This is a genomic window from Enterococcus sp. MSG3290, assembly GCF_050555565.1.
Lineage (GTDB): Bacteria > Bacillota > Bacilli > Lactobacillales > Enterococcaceae > Enterococcus_B > Enterococcus_B faecium.
The window spans coordinates 2527501-2548590 of record NZ_CP187862.1 but is presented as its reverse complement, the minus strand read 5'-3'; the positions used below and the strand labels follow the sequence as shown (position 1 = coordinate 2548590).

Annotated in this window: 14 protein-coding genes, 1 tRNA gene and 2 rRNA genes (1 of these 17 only partly in view); 15 read left to right on the top strand and 2 right to left on the bottom strand. The window is 41.1% G+C overall.

Features of this window, described 5'->3' with window-relative positions:
* Position 1: 1 nt before the first annotated feature.
* Positions 2-1402: a L,D-transpeptidase family protein gene (locus IGL31_RS12345; RefSeq protein ID WP_002298179.1), complete on the bottom strand. Its 1401-nt coding sequence runs from the start codon at positions 1400-1402 to the stop codon at positions 2-4.
* Positions 1403-1571: 169 nt separating this feature from the next.
* Positions 1572-2546: an L-lactate dehydrogenase gene (locus IGL31_RS12340; RefSeq protein ID WP_002287399.1), complete on the bottom strand. Its 975-nt coding sequence runs from the start codon at positions 2544-2546 to the stop codon at positions 1572-1574.
* A 352-nt stretch (positions 2547-2898) separates the two neighbouring features.
* Between IGL31_RS12340 and pth the strand changes: the two genes are divergently transcribed.
* The 15 genes from pth to IGL31_RS12265 form a co-directional block, all read left to right on the top strand.
* On the top strand, positions 2899-3459 hold the full coding sequence (gene pth / locus IGL31_RS12335; protein WP_002287401.1) for an aminoacyl-tRNA hydrolase: 561 nt from the start codon (positions 2899-2901) through the stop codon (positions 3457-3459).
* A 16-nt stretch (positions 3460-3475) separates the two neighbouring features.
* Positions 3476-6997, top strand: coding sequence for a transcription-repair coupling factor (gene mfd, locus IGL31_RS12330; protein WP_002287403.1), 3522 nt, complete (start codon positions 3476-3478; stop codon positions 6995-6997).
* A gap of 14 nt (positions 6998-7011) precedes the next feature.
* Positions 7012-8607 carry a putative polysaccharide biosynthesis protein gene (locus IGL31_RS12325; protein ID WP_086299988.1) on the top strand — a complete coding sequence of 532 codons (1596 nt, stop codon included), beginning with the start codon at positions 7012-7014 and terminating at the stop codon, positions 8605-8607.
* A gap of 10 nt (positions 8608-8617) precedes the next feature.
* Positions 8618-8887: an RNA-binding S4 domain-containing protein gene (locus IGL31_RS12320; protein ID WP_002287407.1), complete on the top strand. Its 270-nt coding sequence runs from the start codon at positions 8618-8620 to the stop codon at positions 8885-8887.
* Positions 8888-8953: 66 nt separating this feature from the next.
* Positions 8954-9379: an FtsB family cell division protein gene (locus IGL31_RS12315; protein WP_002287409.1), complete on the top strand. Its 426-nt coding sequence runs from the start codon at positions 8954-8956 to the stop codon at positions 9377-9379.
* A gap of 45 nt (positions 9380-9424) precedes the next feature.
* Positions 9425-9895 carry a S1 domain-containing RNA-binding protein gene (locus IGL31_RS12310; protein WP_002287412.1) on the top strand — a complete coding sequence of 157 codons (471 nt, stop codon included), beginning with the start codon at positions 9425-9427 and terminating at the stop codon, positions 9893-9895.
* A 119-nt stretch (positions 9896-10014) separates the two neighbouring features.
* Positions 10015-11460: a tRNA lysidine(34) synthetase TilS gene (gene tilS / locus IGL31_RS12305; protein WP_086300004.1), complete on the top strand. Its 1446-nt coding sequence runs from the start codon at positions 10015-10017 to the stop codon at positions 11458-11460.
* Positions 11460-12005, top strand: a complete 546-nt coding sequence (gene hpt, locus IGL31_RS12300; protein WP_002287415.1) for a hypoxanthine phosphoribosyltransferase — start codon at positions 11460-11462, stop codon at positions 12003-12005. The genes tilS and hpt overlap by 1 nt, the downstream gene beginning before the upstream one ends.
* Before the next feature lie 89 nt (positions 12006-12094).
* Positions 12095-14206, top strand: coding sequence for an ATP-dependent zinc metalloprotease FtsH (gene ftsH / locus IGL31_RS12295; protein WP_002287418.1), 2112 nt, complete (start codon positions 12095-12097; stop codon positions 14204-14206).
* Between the two features lie 216 nt (positions 14207-14422).
* Positions 14423-15310 (top strand): Hsp33 family molecular chaperone HslO, encoded by an 888-nt coding sequence (hslO, locus tag IGL31_RS12290; protein ID WP_002298174.1) that lies wholly within the window; start codon positions 14423-14425, stop codon positions 15308-15310.
* Entirely contained in the window at positions 15311-16315 is a 1005-nt protein-coding gene (gene dusB, locus IGL31_RS12285) for a tRNA dihydrouridine synthase DusB (RefSeq protein ID WP_002307694.1), read from the top strand.
* 110 nt (positions 16316-16425) lie between these two features.
* Positions 16426-17922, top strand: coding sequence for a lysine--tRNA ligase (gene lysS, locus IGL31_RS12280; protein ID WP_086299989.1), 1497 nt, complete (start codon positions 16426-16428; stop codon positions 17920-17922).
* Between the two features lie 680 nt (positions 17923-18602).
* Positions 18603-20163 (top strand): 16S ribosomal RNA (locus IGL31_RS12275).
* Positions 20164-20239: 76 nt separating this feature from the next.
* Positions 20240-20312 (top strand) — tRNA-Ala (locus tag IGL31_RS12270).
* Between the two features lie 292 nt (positions 20313-20604).
* A 23S ribosomal RNA gene (locus IGL31_RS12265) occupies positions 20605-21090 on the top strand; it runs 2429 nt beyond the window's last position.
* Together the 16S and 23S rRNA genes with 1 tRNA gene alongside form the textbook arrangement of a ribosomal RNA operon.

Here is a 21090-nt window from a genome sequence, read left to right as displayed (position 1 = left end):
GTTAGAAGACCAATACAGGCGTTCCTTTTTCGACCATCCCGAATAATTCCTTCATTACACTTGGTGGGGTGTTGATGCAGCCGTGTGAACCGCGGGTTTTCCATAAGTCTCCACCGTATTCAGGTTGCCAGTCTGAATCGTGGATACCAACACCTGTCCAGTCAATCGGCATCCAGTAGTTTACCGGACTCTCGTAAGGTGTTCCATCGTCATTTGTTCCTTTTAAAGTTGCATCTTCTTCTTTATTCCAAACATAGAAGACTCCAGCAGGTGTAGGTGTAGTTGGCTTTCCGGAAACGATATCTGTTTCAAGGGCCACTTTTCCGTCTTTGTAATACCACATATGCTGGTTCTCCAGATCAACTTCGATATACGTATCTTCGATCAATGGATGATCAGCGGTTGTGCCACCTTGCACAATGGGTGAACGAGTAAAATCTTGGCCTGCCAGAATCGCTTTTTTCAATGCTTCTGTCTCGCTGTCTGTTTGGATCGTCCAACTGTAAGTGCCAACTGGGACCGTAACTTCTCCTCTTTTTGTACTTTTAAATTTTGTGTCATTCGTACTTGTGTTATACTTTGTGCCTAAATCTGTTACATATTGACGTACTTGTTCTGTATCTAAATCGACTTTTCCATCATTGTAGGTCAGCCAACTCATAATATCACTTGATGGGATCTGGAAAGTCTCACCGTTTATACTGTAAGTAGCTTTTACATTTGCGATAGCATTCATGGATGCGAGTTGTTCTTTCAGTGAGCTGTCTTCAGATGTTACTTTTGGTTTTTCTTTGAATTCAGTCAATTCAATTGTATCTTTACCAGAGTTTACCGCACTTTTTAATTGTTTGACCGCAGCATCGACGTCGATCGTATTTCCATTGACTTCAGGCTTGATAACGAAAGAGTCACCTGCTTTTTCGATCGTTGCATCAGTAGTAGGTGTCCGGTCTTTGTTCAAATCAGTCAGCTTAGTTGTCAATGTCTGAACGGTAGTGTCTAGTTTTTGGTGGTTTTGACTGACAGGATCTATTTCTTGTTTTTCTGCCGCTGAGACATAAGTCATTCCCCAAGTCCATCCGTTTTGTTCATTTAGGATCGGAGAAAGCTCCGAAGTGAAATCATCTTTGTAGCCGAGCTCGGATTTTGGTACTTCCTGCCAGACTTTTCCATCTTCTTTAATAGCCAGTTTTTTATCAGAATAAGCTTCTTTTAATTTTTCATTTGCTTTTTCGACTGTTAGATTGCTGACATTTATTCCATTTATTTCTGTATTCGGCAAAAAATGCTTTGTGTAGTATGTACTGCGATAGGTATAAAAGCTGATCAGCACTAAGAGAACACCAAGAGCTGAAAGCAAAGCAACATGTTTCGATTTTTTTCGATGCGAAGATCTTGTCATATCGACAACTCCTTAAGTAAAAGTTTAGGGTGGAACGGTCTCATGATAGCATAATTTAGAGGAAAAGACGAAGGTTATCTCTACTTTATGAAAAAATTTAGAAACCATAAGGGTGATAAAATAAAAAAACGGAAAACACCGAATAGATGTTTTCCGTCATGTTCAAAGATTATTCAGCGTCTAGTTTAGCAAAAGCTTCATCTAGAATTTCTTTTAATTGCTTAGCAGAAGCAGCCATACGGTCTTGCTCGCTGTCACTTAAAGGAATTTCGATTACTTTTTGGATACCTTGACGGTTGATAACAGCAGGTGCACCAATGTAGATGTCGTTCAATCCATATTCGCCATTCATGAATACTGATAAAGGAAGAACAGCATTTTCATCATCTAAGATGGCACGAGTGATACGTGCTAATGCTACTGCGATACCATAGAAAGTAGCGCCTTTTTTCTCGATAATTGTGTAAGCAGCGTCACGTACGCCAAAGAATAGGTTAACCATAGCTTCTTCATCGATTTCTGGGTTGTTTTTTACCCATTCATAGATTTGCAAGCCGGCAACATTTGCATGTGACCAAACTGGGAATTCTGAATCTCCGTGTTCACCTAAGATGTAAGCATGGACGTTACGTGCATCAACGTCAACTAATTCCGCAAGTGCTTGACGGAAACGAGCTGAGTCAAGAGAGGTACCTGAACCGATTACGCGTTCTTTAGGGAAACCTGAGAATTTCCAAGTTGAGTAAGTCAAAATATCTACTGGGTTAGCGGCAACTAAAAAGATACCGTTAAATCCTGATTCAACGATTTGTGTGACAACATCGCGGTTGATTTTTAGGTTTTTGTTTACTAAGTCTAAACGAGTTTCACCTGGTTTTTGTGGTGCACCAGCTGTAATAACAACTAAGTCAGCATCATGTGCGTCTGCGTAAGTAGCAGAATAGATTTTTTTAGGTGAAGTAAATGCCAAAGCGTGAGACAAGTCAATTGCGTCTCCTTCAGTTTTAGCAGTATTGATATCCACGATACCTACTTCTTGAGCGATATTTTGAGTAACTAGAGCAAAGGCATAGCTAGAACCTACGGCGCCGTCTCCAACAAGAATAACTTTTTGATGATCTTTTTTTTCTGCAGCTGCAGTCATTTAGTATCAATCCTTCCATTGATTTGTTTTTTCCCATGCTTATGCTAACATTTCTCAAGCCCCATGTCACGCTATTTGGCTATAAAATATAACAGATAACAAGGTTGTATTATATGTAAAAGCTTACATGTGCGTTATTTCACTATTTTTATATATCAATTATTTCATTAAACTTTGAAGAAATTTTTAATTTCTTTATCATTTATTAACGATTCTCTTTTAGCCGAAACGCCTTGTTTTGTGTTATACTATGCATTGACAAGTACAAAAAAGAAAAAAGCTCGATGGACTGGACCGCTAATTAGCAGTCCAGCCTTTTGTGCTGCTTTTTAGAATTAGGTGGAAAACAAAAATGAAAATGATCGTCGGGTTAGGAAACCCAGGTACCAAATACCAATATACAAAACACAATATCGGCTTTATGGTCGTGGATAAAATTGCACGCGAGCATCAAGCTACTTTCAAAAAAAATCCGTTCGAAGCAGAAGTTGCCGAATTTTTTCATAATGGAGAAAAGATCCTTTTAGTCAAACCACAAACATTCATGAATGAATCTGGTCGTGCAGTCGGCCCACTAATGACTTATTTTGGGATTTATCCAGAGGAATTAGTCGTAATCTACGATGATTTGGATCTGGCAGTGGGAAAAATCCGGCTCCGTCAAAAGGGAAGTGCCGGCGGGCATAACGGTATCAAAAGTATTATTTCCCATTTGAATACGAATGTCTTTGATCGAATCAAGGTGGGAATCGGCAGGCCAGAAGGGAAAAAAACAGTAGTCCAGCATGTGCTTAGTCCTTTCAGCAAAGAAAATCAGCCTTTGATAGAAGAAAGCATGTGTCAATCTGTTAAAGCAGTCGAATATCTCATAGAAGGGCATTCGTTCGTGGATGCGATGAATCGATTCAATTGAGGAAGGAGGAAAAGGAATGGATATTATTCAATTAGTCGGAAAAGATCCGCAAGTAAAAGAATGGGTCAGCAATTTAGAAGAAAAAATGCCTAGACAACTAATCACAGGATTAGCGGGCTCAGCGAAAACACTTCTATTTGCTCGAGCGTTTAAGAAAACAAATAAAAACATGATTATTCTGATGCCAAATTTGTATTATGCGAATCAGTTAGCAGAAGATCTGCAACATGTGATTCCGCAAGATCAGATCCATTTATTTCCAGTGGATGAAGTGCTTTCTGCTGAAATGGCCTTTTCTTCTCCAGAAGCGCGAGGCGAGAGAGTCGCAACGCTTAACGCACTTCAAGAAAAAAAAGCAGGTATCTATTTGTTGCCAGTCGCATCTTTGCACAAGCGACTGCCGAATAAGAAAACTTGGCTACAGGCGCAATTGAATTGGCATATTGGTGATGAGATAGACGTGGAAAATCTTCCTCGCCAATTGACTTTGATGGGCTATGTACGAGAAGAGATGGTCGCAAAACCGGGAGAATTCAGTATTCGAGGAAGCATTATCGATATTTACCCGTTAACGACAACCTATCCTGTTCGTGTAGAACTATTTGATGTAGAGATAGATTCTATGCGGTATTTTGAAGCAGAAACACAACGCTCAATCGAAAAAACGGAAGAAATCTGGGTTTCCCCAACGAGTGAACAAGTCTACGGACCAGAGGATCTAGAACATGGAATAGAGCAAATGCAAAAAATGCTAGAAAAACGGCTTGCTGCGACCACAGAAGAAGCAGACCGCGAGTTTTTGCAAGATTACTTCGGTCAGCTGACTTCAAGCTGGCAAGCAGGTGTCCCGACAGAAGAAGCAAAATTCTACTCAGATCTTCTTTACCAAGAATCTGTGACGATCTTGGATTATTTCCCTTCAAATAGTTTACTAGTCGTTGATGATTATCAGCGAATCATGGAAACAAATCGGGAAATCGAAAGGGAAGCGGCAGAATGGCAGACTCAAAAAATCAGCGAATTGCGGGTGTTTTCTGAGCAGACATTTTCAGCAGATATACAAAAAATCGTGCAGAAGGAAAAGTTCACCACAACCTTTTTCTCGCTCTTTCAAAAAGGAATGGGAAATCTTCGCTTCCAAGCAATCCATAATTTTCAATATCGGACGATGCAACAGTTCTTCGGACAAATGCCATTGCTGAAAACAGAAATGGACCGTTGGCGCAAGCAAAAGCAAACTGTTGTGATTTTTATTCCGACAAAGGACAGGATACGCAAAGCAGAACAAATGCTTCGAGATGAAGACATATTAGTAGTAGAAACAGAAAAAAATGCATTGATCAGAGGACAAGTACAATTAGTTGAAGGAGCTTTGCAAGCTGGTTTTGAACTTCCTCAAGAAAAAATAGTAGCTATCACAGAAAAAGAAATTTTTCAAAAAACAACAAAAAAACAAACGAGACGTCAAACAGTAACAAACGCAGAGCGATTGAAAAGCTATAATGAATTAAAAGCAGGAGATTACGTTGTCCATGCCAATCATGGTATCGGGAAATACATCGGGATGGAAACGCTAGAAGTAGATGGCGTTCACCAAGACTATATGACTATTTTGTACCAAAACGACGATAAACTGTTTATTCCTGTTACTCAACTGAACCTGATCCAAAAATATGTCGCCTCTGAAGCCAAAGCGCCTCGCATCAATAAGCTAGGCGGAAGTGAATGGACGAAAACCAAGCGAAAAGTCTCTTCAAAAATCGAGGATATCGCTGACGATCTAATCAAATTATATGCCGCAAGAGAGTCAGAAAAAGGATATGCTTTTGGACCTGATGACGCCTACCAAAAAGAATTCGAAAATGCCTTCCCCTACTCTGAAACTGATGACCAGTTGAGAAGTGCAGCGGAGATCAAACGGGATATGGAAAAAGAAAAACCAATGGATCGGCTACTCGTAGGAGATGTTGGTTATGGGAAAACAGAAGTAGCGCTTCGAGCGGCCTTTAAAGCGATAAAGGAAAGCAAACAAGTAGCCTTTTTAGTTCCAACAACGATCTTGGCACAGCAGCACTATGAAACGATGCTGGAAAGATTTGAAGGTTTCCCCGTAAATATCGGGCTATTAAGTCGTTTCAGAACAAGAAAGCAACAAAAAGAAACCATCGAACAACTGCGTACAGGTCAAGTTGATATTGTTGTAGGGACCCACCGAATTTTGTCAAAAGATATTGAATTTAGCGATTTGGGTCTACTGATCATTGACGAAGAACAACGTTTTGGTGTAAAACATAAGGAACGATTGAAACAGTTACGTGCACAAGTGGATGTTTTGACTCTGACTGCAACACCGATTCCGAGAACTTTGCATATGTCGATGTTAGGCGTGCGGGATCTTTCAGTAATCGAAACACCACCTGCGAATCGTTATCCGATCCAAACATATGTTATGGAAAAAAATCCTGGGGCTATTCGCGAAGCAATCCATCGAGAAATGGGACGAGGTGGACAAGTATTCTATTTATATAATCGGGTAGAAACGATCGAACAAAAAGTAGAAGAAATCCAAGAACTCGTTCCGGAAGCACGGATCGGTTATGCTCATGGGCAAATGACAGAGGCGCAATTAGAAAATACGCTTTTTGAATTTATTGAAGGTCAGTATGATGTTCTTGTCACTACAACCATCATTGAAACAGGAGTAGATATCCCGAACGCAAATACGTTGTTCGTTGAGAACGCTGATTATATGGGATTATCCACGTTATACCAATTGCGAGGGCGGGTAGGAAGAAGCAGCCGTGTCGCATATGCTTACTTTATGTATGAGCAGCAGAAGATCCTTAACGAAGTCAGTGAAAAACGTCTTCAGGCAATCAAAGATTTTACAGAACTGGGATCTGGATTCAAGATTGCGATGCGGGATCTTTCCATTCGCGGTGCAGGTAATCTCTTAGGTGCTCAGCAGCATGGATTTATTGATGCAGTCGGTTTCGATATGTATTCTCAAATGCTAAGCGAAGCTGTTTCTCGTAAACAAGGAAAGAATAGTCAAGTGGAGAAGACCACTGTTGAGATCGACCTCGGTGTCGATGCGTATCTACCTGAAACATACGTGGCAGATCAACGGCAGAAAATCGAGATCTATAAACGAATTCGTGAACTTGATTCGCAAGAAATGCTAGATGAACTAGAAGATGATCTGCTCGACCGTTTTGGAGAATATCCAGAAGAAGTAGCACATCTCTTGACAATTGGGCAGATCAAAATGGATGGCGATCGAGCGCTCCTAGAAACGATAAGGAAACAGGAGGCGCATATAGTCTTTACTCTAAGTAAAGTTGGAACAAAACGCTATAGTGTGGAACAGTTATTCGAAGCACTGACAGCGACAAAACTAAAAGCCAGTCTAGGCGTTGAAAAAGAACAGATGGTGATACGCTTGACGATCCCCAACCAAATGGAAGAAGCAGTATGGCTTCAGGAAATCCAAAAGTTTGTCAAAGCGTTGCGTGAGCAAAAATATCTGTCAGCGTAGGAAGGAGCAATGATTTGGATCATAAAGAAATGCGGCGCGTCATGCAAGGAGCATTTGTATTGACGATTGCTTCTTTCATAGCAAAAGTATTAAGTGCCCTTTACCGAATTCCCCTCCAAAACTTAGTCGGCGACGAAGGTTTTTATGTTTATCAGCAAGTTTATCCAATTTATGGGATAGCAATGACTTTAGCTTTATCCGGTCTTCCGCAGTTCATATCAAAGTACGTTGCAGAAAGAAAGAATCCTTTCGAGCGAAAGCAAGCTTTGCAAAATCTTTATCCCTTAGTATTTTGGACAGGTGTCTTTTTGTGGTTGTTTGTCTTTGCATTTAGCAGCTGGATTGCTTGGATGATGGGAGACATACAATTGAAACCGCTGATCCAAGTAGTTTCCTTTACCTTTTTGCTGATGCCTGGTCTATCTTTTTATCGAGGGAATTTCCAAGGAAGATTCTTGATGGAACCAACTGCTGTTTCTCAAGTAGTTGAGCAGTTCGTTCGTGTTTTTGTGATTGTCTGTAGTGCGTTTGCTTTTAGAAAGCTTGGATGGACGGTGTACCAAACAGGGACGGCAGCAATGAGTGGAGCTGTTTTTGGCGGTTTATGCGCATATGGGATCCTTCACTACTATGAACAAAAGATTCATGGAGGAGCGTTAAGCTTCCGACGGTTTCCATTGTTCAAACAGCCGTCAAAGCCCTTGATCCGGCGTTTTCTGATAGAAGGCGGACTGGTTTCGATTTATAGTGGATTGCTTATCTTTTTCCAGCTGATCGACTCTTTCTTTGTAAAAAATGCTTTGGAAGTTTACGGACTGTCAGAATACGGTGCGAAGATAGCAAAAGGGGTCTATGATCGAGGTCAGCCTTTAGTACAATTAGGTTTAGTGATTGCCACTGCATTAAGTGCGACATTCCTGCCTGCGTTGACTCGTCATTTGACCAACCGGATCTATCGTCAGTTTTTACAGACAGCCAAAATCTATCTTAGATTGACGACCGCTTTAGCATTAGCTGCGTCTTTGGGATTAGCCTTGCTGCTCCCTTATATCAATTATGCGTTGTTTAAAGATTATGCGGGAAATGCAGCGCTTGTATTGTTTGTTTTTTCCATTGCTTTCACTGCAGTCATCCAAGCTTATCAAAGTATTGCTCAAAGCAAGAACTCGTTTCGCCCTTCTTTAAAAGGCGCAGGATGGGGACTATTGGTAAAAGGATTGACTACTTCTTTTCTGACCGGTTTATTAGGAACAGCAGGTGCAAGCCTGTCTACTCTTTTAGGATTAGGTGTGACGCTTTGGTATTTTGTTCGAATCGAAACAAAAGAGCTAAATGCTTTTTGGAAAGAACGGCATTTTGGACGGAAGTTGATGATCAGCCTTCTTTGTATGGCAGTAGTACTGCTGCTGTATTATGGTGTATTGAATATAGTGTTTGGTCCTGTAACTCATCGTTCCACTGCTTTTTTTGTCAGCGTGATAGGAGTTGGGATCGGGGCTTCTGTGTTCATTTATACAGTGATCCGTCTTCGTCTGTTTACAGTACGAGAATGGCTAATGTTGCCTTTTGGTAAGAAAATCCTGCGATTAAATAAAAAAATTAAAAAGTGAGGAATAAGATATGCGATTAGATAAATTTTTAAAAATTTCCCGAATCATCAAAAGACGATCAGTAGCAAAAGAAGTAGCTGATAAAGGAAGAATTCAAATCAACGGTAAATTGGCGAAATCTTCCAGTGATGTCAAAGTAGGCGATATTTTGAAAGTCCAGTTCGGCAACAAAACGTTGGAAGTGAAAATCACGGAATTACATGAATCAACCAAAAAAGAAGATGCACAAAAAATGTACGAAATTATTTCTGAAAATCGCACAGAAACACTAGAGAAATAGATTAGACAAGCTTTCACGATATTGGTATAATGAAAAAGACAATCAAAAAGATTGGAGCGAATCCAAGTGACGAAAAAAAGCAATAAAATCGCTGCGCTAGATACGGAATATGCAAAGAAAAAGTATGCTGAATTTCAGCAACAACAACGTCAACTGATTTTTCGAAGACGCAGACTGGCTGCAATTTTTGTTGGTGCTTTGGTCATTTTCGCGATAATAGGTGTGCAGATTTTCCATGACATGCAAAGGATGCATCAATTGAACGAATTGAGAGTCGAAGCAAATACTGAAATGAAAGAAGTCAACGCAGACGTTGATCAGCTGCACCAAGATGTTTCATTGCTGAAAGATGATGAGTATGTAGCTAAACTTGCCAGAAGCAAATTCTTTTACTCAAAAGACGGTGAAAAAGTTTATCCTATATTAGAATCAAATACAGACAGCTCGACAAATGAAACAGATCAATCAACTAGTTCTACAACTGCAAAATAAGCAGGAATATAAAAAAGGGAAATAATTAGGAGGAACATTTTTTTTATGTCAATCGAGGTAGGAGCAAAACTGCAAGGAAAAGTATCAGGAATCACAAATTTTGGTGCGTTTATTGATCTAGGTGCTGGAAAAACGGGTCTAGTTCATATTAGCGAAGTGTCAAATGGCTATGTAAAAGACATCCATGATGTTTTAAGTGTAGGAGATGAAGTAACAGTCAAAGTTATTTCAGTAAATGATGATGGAAAAATCGGACTATCTATCCGGAAAGCGCAGGAACAACCTGCTGAATCTGGAGAAGAAAGCCGTCCTAAAAAATATCAACAAAAAGATCCCCGTGACAACCGAAATCGTCCAGCACAGAAAAAATCTTTTTCTCGCAGTCAACCTTCAGCTCAAAAAGAAGACTTCGATTCATTGATGAGTTCATTTTTGAAAGATAGCGATGACCGCTTATCTTCATTGAAGCGAAACACAGAAGGAAAGCGCGGTGGCCGTGGCGGACGTCGCAGCTAAAAAGCCGCAAATAATGATAGTGCGACTATTTGGGTCATAGTATCAACAGAGGGCAGGTTAATTGTCGTTTTAGACGTTTTCCCGCTCTCTTTTTTTTAGGAAGAAAGGGTGTGGAAAGGATGAACGTTGAAAAAGGCGGGAAAAAAGCACCGCTATTACAGCAGTCATTTATTCGGCACGGGAATGAACAAGGATTCTGGCAACAAGGATCGAGAATTTTAGCAGCGGTATCAGGTGGTGTTGATTCGATGGTTTTGCTCCATTTACTTTTACAAGTGCAACGCCAAATCGGTTTTTCTTTAGGTATCGTCCACATCAATCACCAATTAAGAGAAGAATCAGCAGAAGAAGCTGCCTATCTTCGCTCATATTGTGAAGAGAAGAATCTCCCTTTCTATGTAAGTATTTGGGAAGATCCAGCCAAATCCGCCATAGAAACAGAAGCTCGTAACTTTCGTTATCAAGAATTCACTCGCGTGATGGAAGAAGGACAATATGACACATTGATGACTGCTCATCACGGAGATGATCAAATCGAGACGGTGTTAATGAAAATCGTTCGTGGGGGACAGTTAAATACTTTTTCTGGAATCAAAGAAGTACAACCATTTGCTGCTGGCAGACTGGTTCGTCCGTTGCTGAGTTTTAGCAAAGAAGACCTATATACTTATGCAGCGGAATCGCAGCTTGTTTACTTTGAGGATCAGACAAACCAATTGTTAGATGTCCAGAGAAATCGGCTTCGTCATTTGGTAGTTCCTCAATTGAAACAAGAAAATACACAGGCGTTGAGACATTTCCAGCAATTTTCGCAACAGATCCAATGGGCAGACCAAGTCATTCAAAAATATATGGGACAGTTGATCGAAAAGGAAGTCGAACAGTGGGAGGAACAATTTCGATTTTCTGCAGAAATGATTGAAGAAATGACAGATGCTGAACGATACTATTTTTTTTACTCCTTTTTCGACAAAGCATTCTCAAAAACAGGGATTATTTTGAAAGAACAACAAATGGAGTCGATTTTAGACCAGTGGCAACAGAAAAAAAGCCAATGGCAACTCAGTATTGGCAATAATTGGATACTGAAAAGAGAGTATCATTTTGTTGTACTCGCTAAAAAAGAAAAACAAGCAACTAGCCAGACAGAAGACCAGCGCTTGTTGCTGATTCCAGAACAAGGAATATATTTGAATGAAACAGAATGGATTGGTCTGGTCAAACCTGAAAATGCAGGGGACATCAAAGCAACAGATTCATGGTCTCTATTTTCTCATGACATTTGGATTCCTGCTGATGTGCAACTGTATGTCGAAAAAAGAAAAGCAGGAGACCGCATTAAATTAACAGAGAATCTCACAAAAAAAGTATCTAGATATTTTATCGATCAGAAAGTACCTAATTCACAAAGGCAGCATGCTTGGATCATTACAGATGCCAAAAGAAATATATATAGCTTGATACCTTTTGCCTTTTCATATTTGAGTATTCGTGAAGAAACTGATAAAATACACTACATACTTCTTTACAAATATCAAAAAGAAGCAATTGGAAGGAGAACCTGATGTTGGAAAAGGATATTGAGAGAATTTTGATCTCACAAGAAGAGATACAAGTTCGTTGCAAAGAACTAGGCAAAGAGTTAACAGAAATTTACCAAAACACCAATCCCCTAGTAGTAGGTGTCTTAAAAGGAGCGGTACCATTCATGGCAGATATCGTTCGTTCTATCGATACGTATTTGGAATTGGATTTCATGGATGTTTCAAGCTACGGGAATGCAACAGTCTCGTCAGGGGAAGTAAAAATCGTCAAAGACTTAGATACGAATGTAGAAGGTCGCGATCTGTTGATCGTTGAAGATATCATTGACAGCGGAAGAACACTTGCTTATTTAGTGGATCTTTTCAAATACCGCAAAGCAAAATCAGTCAAAATTGTTACACTACTTGACAAACCTGAAGGAAGAGTAGTAAATATCGAAGCAGATTATGTTGGCTTCAACGTACCAAATGAATTTGTGGTCGGTTATGGCTTGGATTATGCAGAAGCATATCGTAACCTTCCGTACATCGGTGTATTGAAACCTAGTGTTTATCAATCAAATTAATGCTGTATCTCAATTAAATTATGGTACAATAGAATGGTCAGGATTGATAAAAAACTGTTAAATTAAATTGACGCTTAGGGAGGGCAACTATGAACAAAAAGAACAACGGCATGATGAAAAATGCCTTGTATTATGTCCTCGTAATCTTAGCGATGGTAATGGTCGTTTATTTTATTTTTGGTAATAACGGCCAGCGATCGTCAGATATCGAGTACTCAAAATTCACAGAACAACTACAAGCAGGCAAGATCAAAGAATTTGAAGTGCAGCCTGCAAATGGTGTATATAAGATCACTGGTGAATACAAAGAACAGCAGACCGTCGCTAACAGCGGTGGGTTAGCTATCTTAGGTTCAACAGATACGACTACTACCCATTTCACAACAATCATTTTGCCAAATGATACAACATTGAGCCAAGTAACAGAACTGGCAAAAGAAAACAAAGTTGCTACAACAGTAAAAGAAGAATCAAGCAGCGGTATATGGGTTTCCCTATTGCTTAGCTTCTTGCCAATCGTAATCATCATCTTTTTCTTTTACATGATGATGGGACAACAAGGCGGCGGCGGTGGCGGTGGCGGCCGTGTCATGAACTTTGGTAAATCAAAAGCCAAAGAAGCAGACAAAAAAGCTAATCGCGTACGTTTTTCTGATGTAGCGGGTGCGGAAGAAGAAAAACAAGAACTAGTTGAAGTTGTTGAATTTCTGAAAGATCCTCGCCGATTTGTTGAATTAGGTGCCCGTATCCCGGCAGGTGTACTTTTAGAAGGACCTCCAGGAACAGGTAAAACCTTATTAGCAAAAGCTGTTGCCGGAGAAGCTGGAGTACCGTTTTACTCGATCTCGGGTTCTGATTTCGTAGAAATGTTTGTCGGTGTTGGAGCAAGTCGTGTTCGTGATTTGTTTGAAACAGCGAAGAAAAACGCACCAGCTATCATTTTCATTGATGAAATTGATGCGGTAGGTCGTCAACGTGGTGCCGGTATGGGCGGCGGACATGATGAACGCGAACAAACATTGAACCAATTGCTTGTAGAAATGGATGGCTTCGACGGAAATGAAGGAGTAATCGTCATTGCTGCAACCAACCGTTCTGATGTACTAGACCCAGCGTTACTACGTCCGGGTCGTTTTGACCGCCAGATTTTAGTTGGACGTCCAGATGTAAAAGGTCGTGAAGCAATCTTGCGAGTCCATGCACGGAATAAACCGATGGCAGATGACGTTGACTTGAAAGTTGTGGCTCAACAGACACCAGGTTTTGCCGGAGCAGATTTAGAAAATGTCTTGAATGAAGCAGCGTTAGTAGCTGCTAGAAGAAATAAAAAGAAAATCGATGCTTCTGATATCGATGAAGCGGAAGATCGCGTGATTGCAGGTCCAGCTAAAAAAGATCGCGTAATCAGCAAAAAAGAACGCGAAATGGTTGCTTATCACGAAGCTGGTCATACGATTGTCGGATTAGTATTGAGTCGCGCTCGGGTCGTCCACAAAGTAACGATCATCCCTCGCGGACGCGCCGGCGGATATATGATCGCTTTACCAAAAGAAGATCAGTTCTTGATGACGAAAGAAGATATGTTTGAACAAATCGTAGGCTTACTTGGTGGACGTACAGCTGAAGAAATCATCTTCAATGTCCAATCAACTGGTGCTTCCAATGACTTTGAGCAAGCGACAGCTCTAGCACGAAGCATGGTAACAGAATATGGAATGAGTGATCGTTTAGGTCCTGTTCAATATGAAGGAAACCATCAAGTGTTTGTTGGCCGCGACTATGGTCAAACAAAAGCTTACTCTGAACAAGTCGCTTTCGAGATTGATCAAGAAGTACGAAAAATCTTGATGGAAGCTCATGATAAAGCTCGAGAAATCATCGAAGCTCATCGTGCACAGCATAAACTGATTGCTGAAAAACTTTTGGAATTCGAAACATTGGATGCCAAAGCAATCAAGTCATTGTTTGAACACGGTGTGATGCCTGAAGGTACTGAGTCAAATGATTATCCAAGCGAAAAAGAAGCGAAAACTTTTGAAGAAGCAAAACGTGCTTTGGAAGAAAAAGACGCTGAAAAACAAGCGGAAGAAAAACGTGATTTTGAAGAAGCAAAACATGAACTGAATGAGGAAAATAAAGCAGAACATGATTCAGATTCTCAACAATCAGAAGATAATCATTCAGACGATCAATACAAATAAAAAAATATAGGTCAATTGATCTGATATGACTCCCGAAAACCGGAACAAAAACCGGTTTTCGGGAGATTTCTTTATTTAAGTTGTAAATAGGATGATGTCCTGTTTTCTAGATGATTCTGAATTATTTTTAAAAGAAGCATTCCAAAGTTGAAAAAAGCAGTAGTTGCTAGTATGATTCACTATGAGTTTAAAAACGGAAAAAGGAGTACATAACAAATGAAAGATTATTTGGTTAAGGCACTTGCTCACGACGGATTCGTCCGAGCATACGCCGTTCAAGCAACAAATACCGTAGCGGAGGCACAAAGACGTCATGATACTTGGCACACCTCCTCAGCTGCTTTGGGACGGACATTGGTCGGTAGTCTGCTACTTGGTGCGACGCTCAAAGGAGAAGACAAACTAACTGTTCGAATCCAAGGCGATGGTCCAGCAACAGGAATTGTAGTAGATGCAAATGGAAAGGGAGATGTGAAAGGTTACATCAAAAATCCGCATCTCAGTCTTCCTCTAAATAGTGAAGGTAAAATCGATGTGCGGGGAGCAGTTGGAACACAAGGAATGTTTACTGTCACAAAAGACTTAGGATTAAAAGAACCTTTTTCTGGGCAAACGCCGATTGTTTCTGGAGAAATCGCTGAAGATTTTACTTACTATCTTGCTATCTCAGAACAAATCCCTTCAGCTGTTGGACTGAGTGTATTGGTCAATACTGACGACAGCATCAAGACGGCGGGAGGATTCATGATCCAAATCATGCCAGGTGCCGATGAAGAAACAATCAGCAAGATCGAAGAACAATTAAAAACGACACCAAGAATCTCTACCCTCTTAGATGAAGGACAGACACCAGAAGAAATATTGAAAGGATTGCTTGGTACAGAAGAATTGAACATTTTGGAAAAAATGCCTGTTCAATTCAAATGTGACTGTTCAAAAGAAAAATTTGCAGAAGCAATTATCGCGTTAGGTGCAGAAGAAATCCAAGCAATGATAGACGAAGATCACGGTGCAGAAGCGGTTTGTTCTTTCTGTAATAACAAATACAAGTATAGTGAAGAAGAATTAGCTGGATTGAAGAAAGAAGCCTTAGGAGGGATTTAAGTGGAACACACATGGAAAATCGGCAATGTGGAAATCCCTAATCGTGTCGTTGTTGCACCGATGGCTGGAATAACAAATTCAGCATTTCGAGTCACTGTCAAAGAATTTGGTGCAGGCTTAGTCGTATGTGAAATGATCAGTGACCAAGGTATTCATTTCAGAAACAAAAAAACTTTAGAGATGCTCCACATTGAAGAAACAGAACATCCATTAAGTTTACAGATATTTGGCGGAAATAAAGATAGTCTAGTTGAAGCTGCTCAATTTGTCGAAGAAAACACAGCTGCCGATATAATAGATATCAATATGGGCTGTCCAGTAAATAAAGTGATCAAAGCAGAAGCAGGAGCAAAATGGCTTTTAGATCCTGAGAAAGTATACGAAATGGTCCAAGCTGTTTCTTCAGCAGTAGATATCCCAGTAACAGTCAAGATGCGTATTGGTTGGGATGAAGAGCACGTCTTTGCTGTAGAAAATGCATTAGCAGCACAATCAGCTGGAGCAAGTGCCATCGCTATGCATGGACGTACACGGGTTCAGATGTATGAAGGAAAAGCGGACTGGGAAGTATTGAAAGAAGTGAAAAAACATTTGACGATCCCATTTATGGGGAACGGGGATGTCAAAACGCCAGAAGATGCAAAACGGATGCTTGACTATGTCGGTGCAGACGGTGTGATGATTGGTCGTGCAGCGCTGGGCAATCCATGGATGATTCACCGCACACAGCATTATCTCGAAACAGGAGAACTGATTCCTGAACCAACACCAGCCGAAAAAATTGCTACAGCTAAACTTCATTTACAACGCTTAGCAGATCTCAAAGGAGAAAAAGTAGCTTGTAGAGAATTCAGAACACATGCGGCTTATTATTTAAAAGGGATTCCTCGAGCAGCGAAAGTGAAAGTAGCAATCAATCAGACAGAAAAACAGCAAGAAATCAATGACCTGCTGGATCAATTTGTAGAAAAAGCGGAAAAAGTACTATTGAAACAAACGTTGTGATTTCTAAGTTTTTCGTGAATTTTCAAGCCGAAATTCCAAGTTCGGCTTGCTTTTTTTGTGTTTCATTGGCATTATAGGAAAGAGATTAACATGAGAATGGAGGAACTTTTGTGACACAGGAACAACAACATCAAGTAGAAGATTTAAATGATCAAATGCTTGTACGTCGTCAAAAAATGGAACAATTGCGTGAAGATGGAATCGATCCATTTGGAAAACGATTTGAACGCACGCACAACTCAGAAGAATTGCATGAACTATTTGATCCAAGAACAAAAGAAGAACTAGCAGAAATGGGATTGACCGCTAGTGTAGCTGGTCGTATGATGACTCGCCGAGGAAAAGGGAAAGCTGGATTTGCGCATCTACAAGATCGTGAAGGCCAAATTCAAATTTATGTAAGAAAAGACCAAGTAGGTGATGAGGCCTATGAAGTATTCAAACATGCAGACCTTGGAGATTTCTTTGGTGTAACTGGACAAATCATGAAAACAGACACAGGCGAAGTTTCTATCAAAGCTTCAGAAATCACGATTTTGTCAAAAGCACTTCGTCCACTGCCAGATAAATACCATGGCTTAACGAATATTGAACAACGCTACAGACAACGCTACTTGGATTTAATCAGTAATCGCGAAAGCTTTGACCGATTTATGAAACGAAGCCAAATTATCAGCGAAATCCGTCGCTATTTAGATGGCAATGGCTATATTGAAGTAGAAACACCAGTATTGCACAATGAGGCAGGTGGAGCTGCCGCACGCCCATTTATCACGCATCATAATGCACTGGACATTGATTTATATTTGCGTATTGCGCTAGAACTTCATTTAAAACGACTAATTGTTGGCGGAATGGAAAAAGTTTATGAAATCGGCCGCGTTTTCCGTAATGAAGGAATTGATACTACACATAATCCAGAATTTACGATGTTAGAAGCATACACAGCATATACTGATTTCAATGATGTAATGAATCTGACAGAAGGTATTATCCGTAACGCAGCTGAAAAAGTACTAGGAACAGCAAAAATCACATATGATGGACAAGCTGTCGACTTAGAAAGTGACTTTAAACGCATCCATATGGTAGATGCAATCAAAGAACAAACTGGTGTAGACTTCTGGCAAGAAATGACATTGGAAGAAGCATTAGCTTTAGCCGAAAAACACGATGTAGAAGTAACCGAAGCTATGGGTGTCGGACATGTTATCAATGAATTCTTTGAAACATTTGTTGAAGAAACATTGACACAACCGACGTTTGTATACGGACATCCAGTCGAAGTTTCGCCTTTAGCGAAGAAAAATCCAGAAGATCCTCGATTCACAGATCGATTCGAACTATTCATAGTGGGGCGCGAATTTGCTAATGCCTTTACAGAACTGAACGATCCAATTGATCAAAGAGAAAGATTCGAAGCGCAAGAAAAAGAACGTGAACTAGGAAATGACGAAGCTCACGGTGTAGACGAAGACTTCTTGGAAGCCTTAGAATACGGTATGCCGCCAACTGGTGGTCTAGGTATCGGGATCGACAGATTAGTAATGTTGCTAACTGATGCACAATCAATTCGGGATGTTTTGCTATTCCCAACAATGAGATAATCGAATAAAAGCTGTCTAAGGAATTCCTTAGGCAGCTTTTGCTGTGTAGAAAGGAATAAATAATAACGAAAGTTCAAAAGCTAATGCCGACTATTCTAGACATTAAAGAAGACGAAAACGAACGATAAAGAAAGAAAAGTTATGAATAATCGTTTATTGAAAAAAACTTGAAAAAATACAAAAAATTCGTTGACCAAGCTAAATTTAGTTGGTATATTATTACTTGTCCAAAAGACAGAAGAAAATATTTATTCAAAAACATAACAAAAAAGTTATTGACATGTTACTAACGACATGATAAGATAACTGAGTCGTTAAAAAAGAACCACTTGCGAAGCTTGGTTCTATCGAAAAAAACTTCAAAAAAGTTCTTGACAAATAACAAACGATAAGTTATGATAAATGAGTTGCTGAAAGATTTCGAAAAACGAAATCGAAAAAAACTTTTAAAAAAGAGTTGACAATCGCTTGTCTCTCTGATATGATATAAAAGTTGCTACGGCAGCCAAAAACGAATCGGGAAACACTCCCGATGAAGTAGACCTTTGAAAACTGAACAAAGTAAGACAAACCAAATGTGTAGGGCGTCTTGATTCAATTCAAGACAACAAACATTTTTAACAAGCAAGCAATATGCTAGCAAACAAATTGAGCTTAACAATCGCAAGATTGTTCGAACTTTTTATGAGAGTTTGATCCTGGCTCAGGACGAACGCTGGCGGCGTGCCTAATACATGCAAGTCGAACGCTTCTTTTTCCACCGGAGCTTGCTCCACCGGAAAAAGAAGAGTGGCGAACGGGTGAGTAACACGTGGGTAACCTGCCCATCAGAAGGGGATAACACTTGGAAACAGGTGCTAATACCGTATAACAATCGAAACCGCATGGTTTTGATTTGAAAGACGCTTTCGGGTGTCGCTGATGGATGGACCCGCGGTGCATTAGCTAGTTGGTGAGGTAACGGCTCACCAAGGCCACGATGCATAGCCGACCTGAGAGGGTGATCGGCCACATTGGGACTGAGACACGGCCCAAACTCCTACGGGAGGCAGCAGTAGGGAATCTTCGGCAATGGACGAAAGTCTGACCGAGCAACGCCGCGTGAGTGAAGAAGGTTTTCGGATCGTAAAACTCTGTTGTTAGAGAAGAACAAGGATGAGAGTAACTGTTCATCCCTTGACGGTATCTAACCAGAAAGCCACGGCTAACTACGTGCCAGCAGCCGCGGTAATACGTAGGTGGCAAGCGTTGTCCGGATTTATTGGGCGTAAAGCGAGCGCAGGCGGTTTCTTAAGTCTGATGTGAAAGCCCCCGGCTCAACCGGGGAGGGTCATTGGAAACTGGGAGACTTGAGTGCAGAAGAGGAGAGTGGAATTCCATGTGTAGCGGTGAAATGCGTAGATATATGGAGGAACACCAGTGGCGAAGGCGGCTCTCTGGTCTGTAACTGACGCTGAGGCTCGAAAGCGTGGGGAGCAAACAGGATTAGATACCCTGGTAGTCCACGCCGTAAACGATGAGTGCTAAGTGTTGGAGGGTTTCCGCCCTTCAGTGCTGCAGCTAACGCATTAAGCACTCCGCCTGGGGAGTACGACCGCAAGGTTGAAACTCAAAGGAATTGACGGGGGCCCGCACAAGCGGTGGAGCATGTGGTTTAATTCGAAGCAACGCGAAGAACCTTACCAGGTCTTGACATCCTTTGACCACTCTAGAGATAGAGCTTCCCCTTCGGGGGCAAAGTGACAGGTGGTGCATGGTTGTCGTCAGCTCGTGTCGTGAGATGTTGGGTTAAGTCCCGCAACGAGCGCAACCCTTATTGTTAGTTGCCATCATTCAGTTGGGCACTCTAGCAAGACTGCCGGTGACAAACCGGAGGAAGGTGGGGATGACGTCAAATCATCATGCCCCTTATGACCTGGGCTACACACGTGCTACAATGGGAAGTACAACGAGTTGCGAAGTCGCGAGGCTAAGCTAATCTCTTAAAGCTTCTCTCAGTTCGGATTGCAGGCTGCAACTCGCCTGCATGAAGCCGGAATCGCTAGTAATCGCGGATCAGCACGCCGCGGTGAATACGTTCCCGGGCCTTGTACACACCGCCCGTCACACCACGAGAGTTTGTAACACCCGAAGTCGGTGAGGTAACCTTTTTGGAGCCAGCCGCCTAAGGTGGGATAGATGATTGGGGTGAAGTCGTAACAAGGTAGCCGTATCGGAAGGTGCGGCTGGATCACCTCCTTTCTAAGGAATATTACGGAGACTACACAATTTGTTTTTACTTTGTTCAGTTTTGAGAGGTTTACTCTCAATTTAAAACGGGGCCTTAGCTCAGCTGGGAGAGCGCCTGCTTTGCACGCAGGAGGTCAGCGGTTCGATCCCGCTAGGCTCCATTAACAACATTAGTTGTTAAATTTGTTCATTGAAAACTGGATATTTGAAGTAAATGTAAGTAATACAAACCGAGAACACCGCGTTGAATTTGAAAGCTGAACAAATTGTTTAGCCTGAAGCAAAATAGGCGGACGGCCATAAAATCTTTGATTTTATGAGACGATCGATCTTTTTACCGCACAGGCTGATTTGTGAGCTGGATAGAGTTTTTTAATAAGTTCAATTGCTTATTTTCTTGATCTAACTTCTATCGCTAGAAGAAGGATCAAAACCCAACCGCAAGGTTGATAAGGTTAAGTGAATAAGGGCGCACGGTGGATGCCTTGGCACTAGGAGCCGATGAAGGACGGGACTAACACCGATATGCTTTGGGGAGCTGTACGTAAGCTATGATCCAGAGATTTCCGAATGGGGGAACCCAACATCTTTAATAGGATGTTACGATTGTGTGAATACATAGCACATTCGAGGTAGACGCAGAGAACTGAAACATCTAAGTACCTGCAGGAAGAGAAAGAAAATTCGATTCCCTGAGTAGCGGCGAGCGAAACGGGAAAAGCCCAAACCAGCAAGCTTGCTTGTTGGGGTTGTAGGACTCCAATATGGTAGTTCTTTCAGATAGTCGAATGACTTGGAAAAGTCAGTCAAAGAGGGTAAAAACCCCGTAGACGAAATGTGGAAGACACCTAGGAGGATCCTGAGTACGGCGGAACACGAGAAATTCCGTCGGAATCCGGGAGGACCATCTCCCAAGGCTAAATACTCCCTAGTGACCGA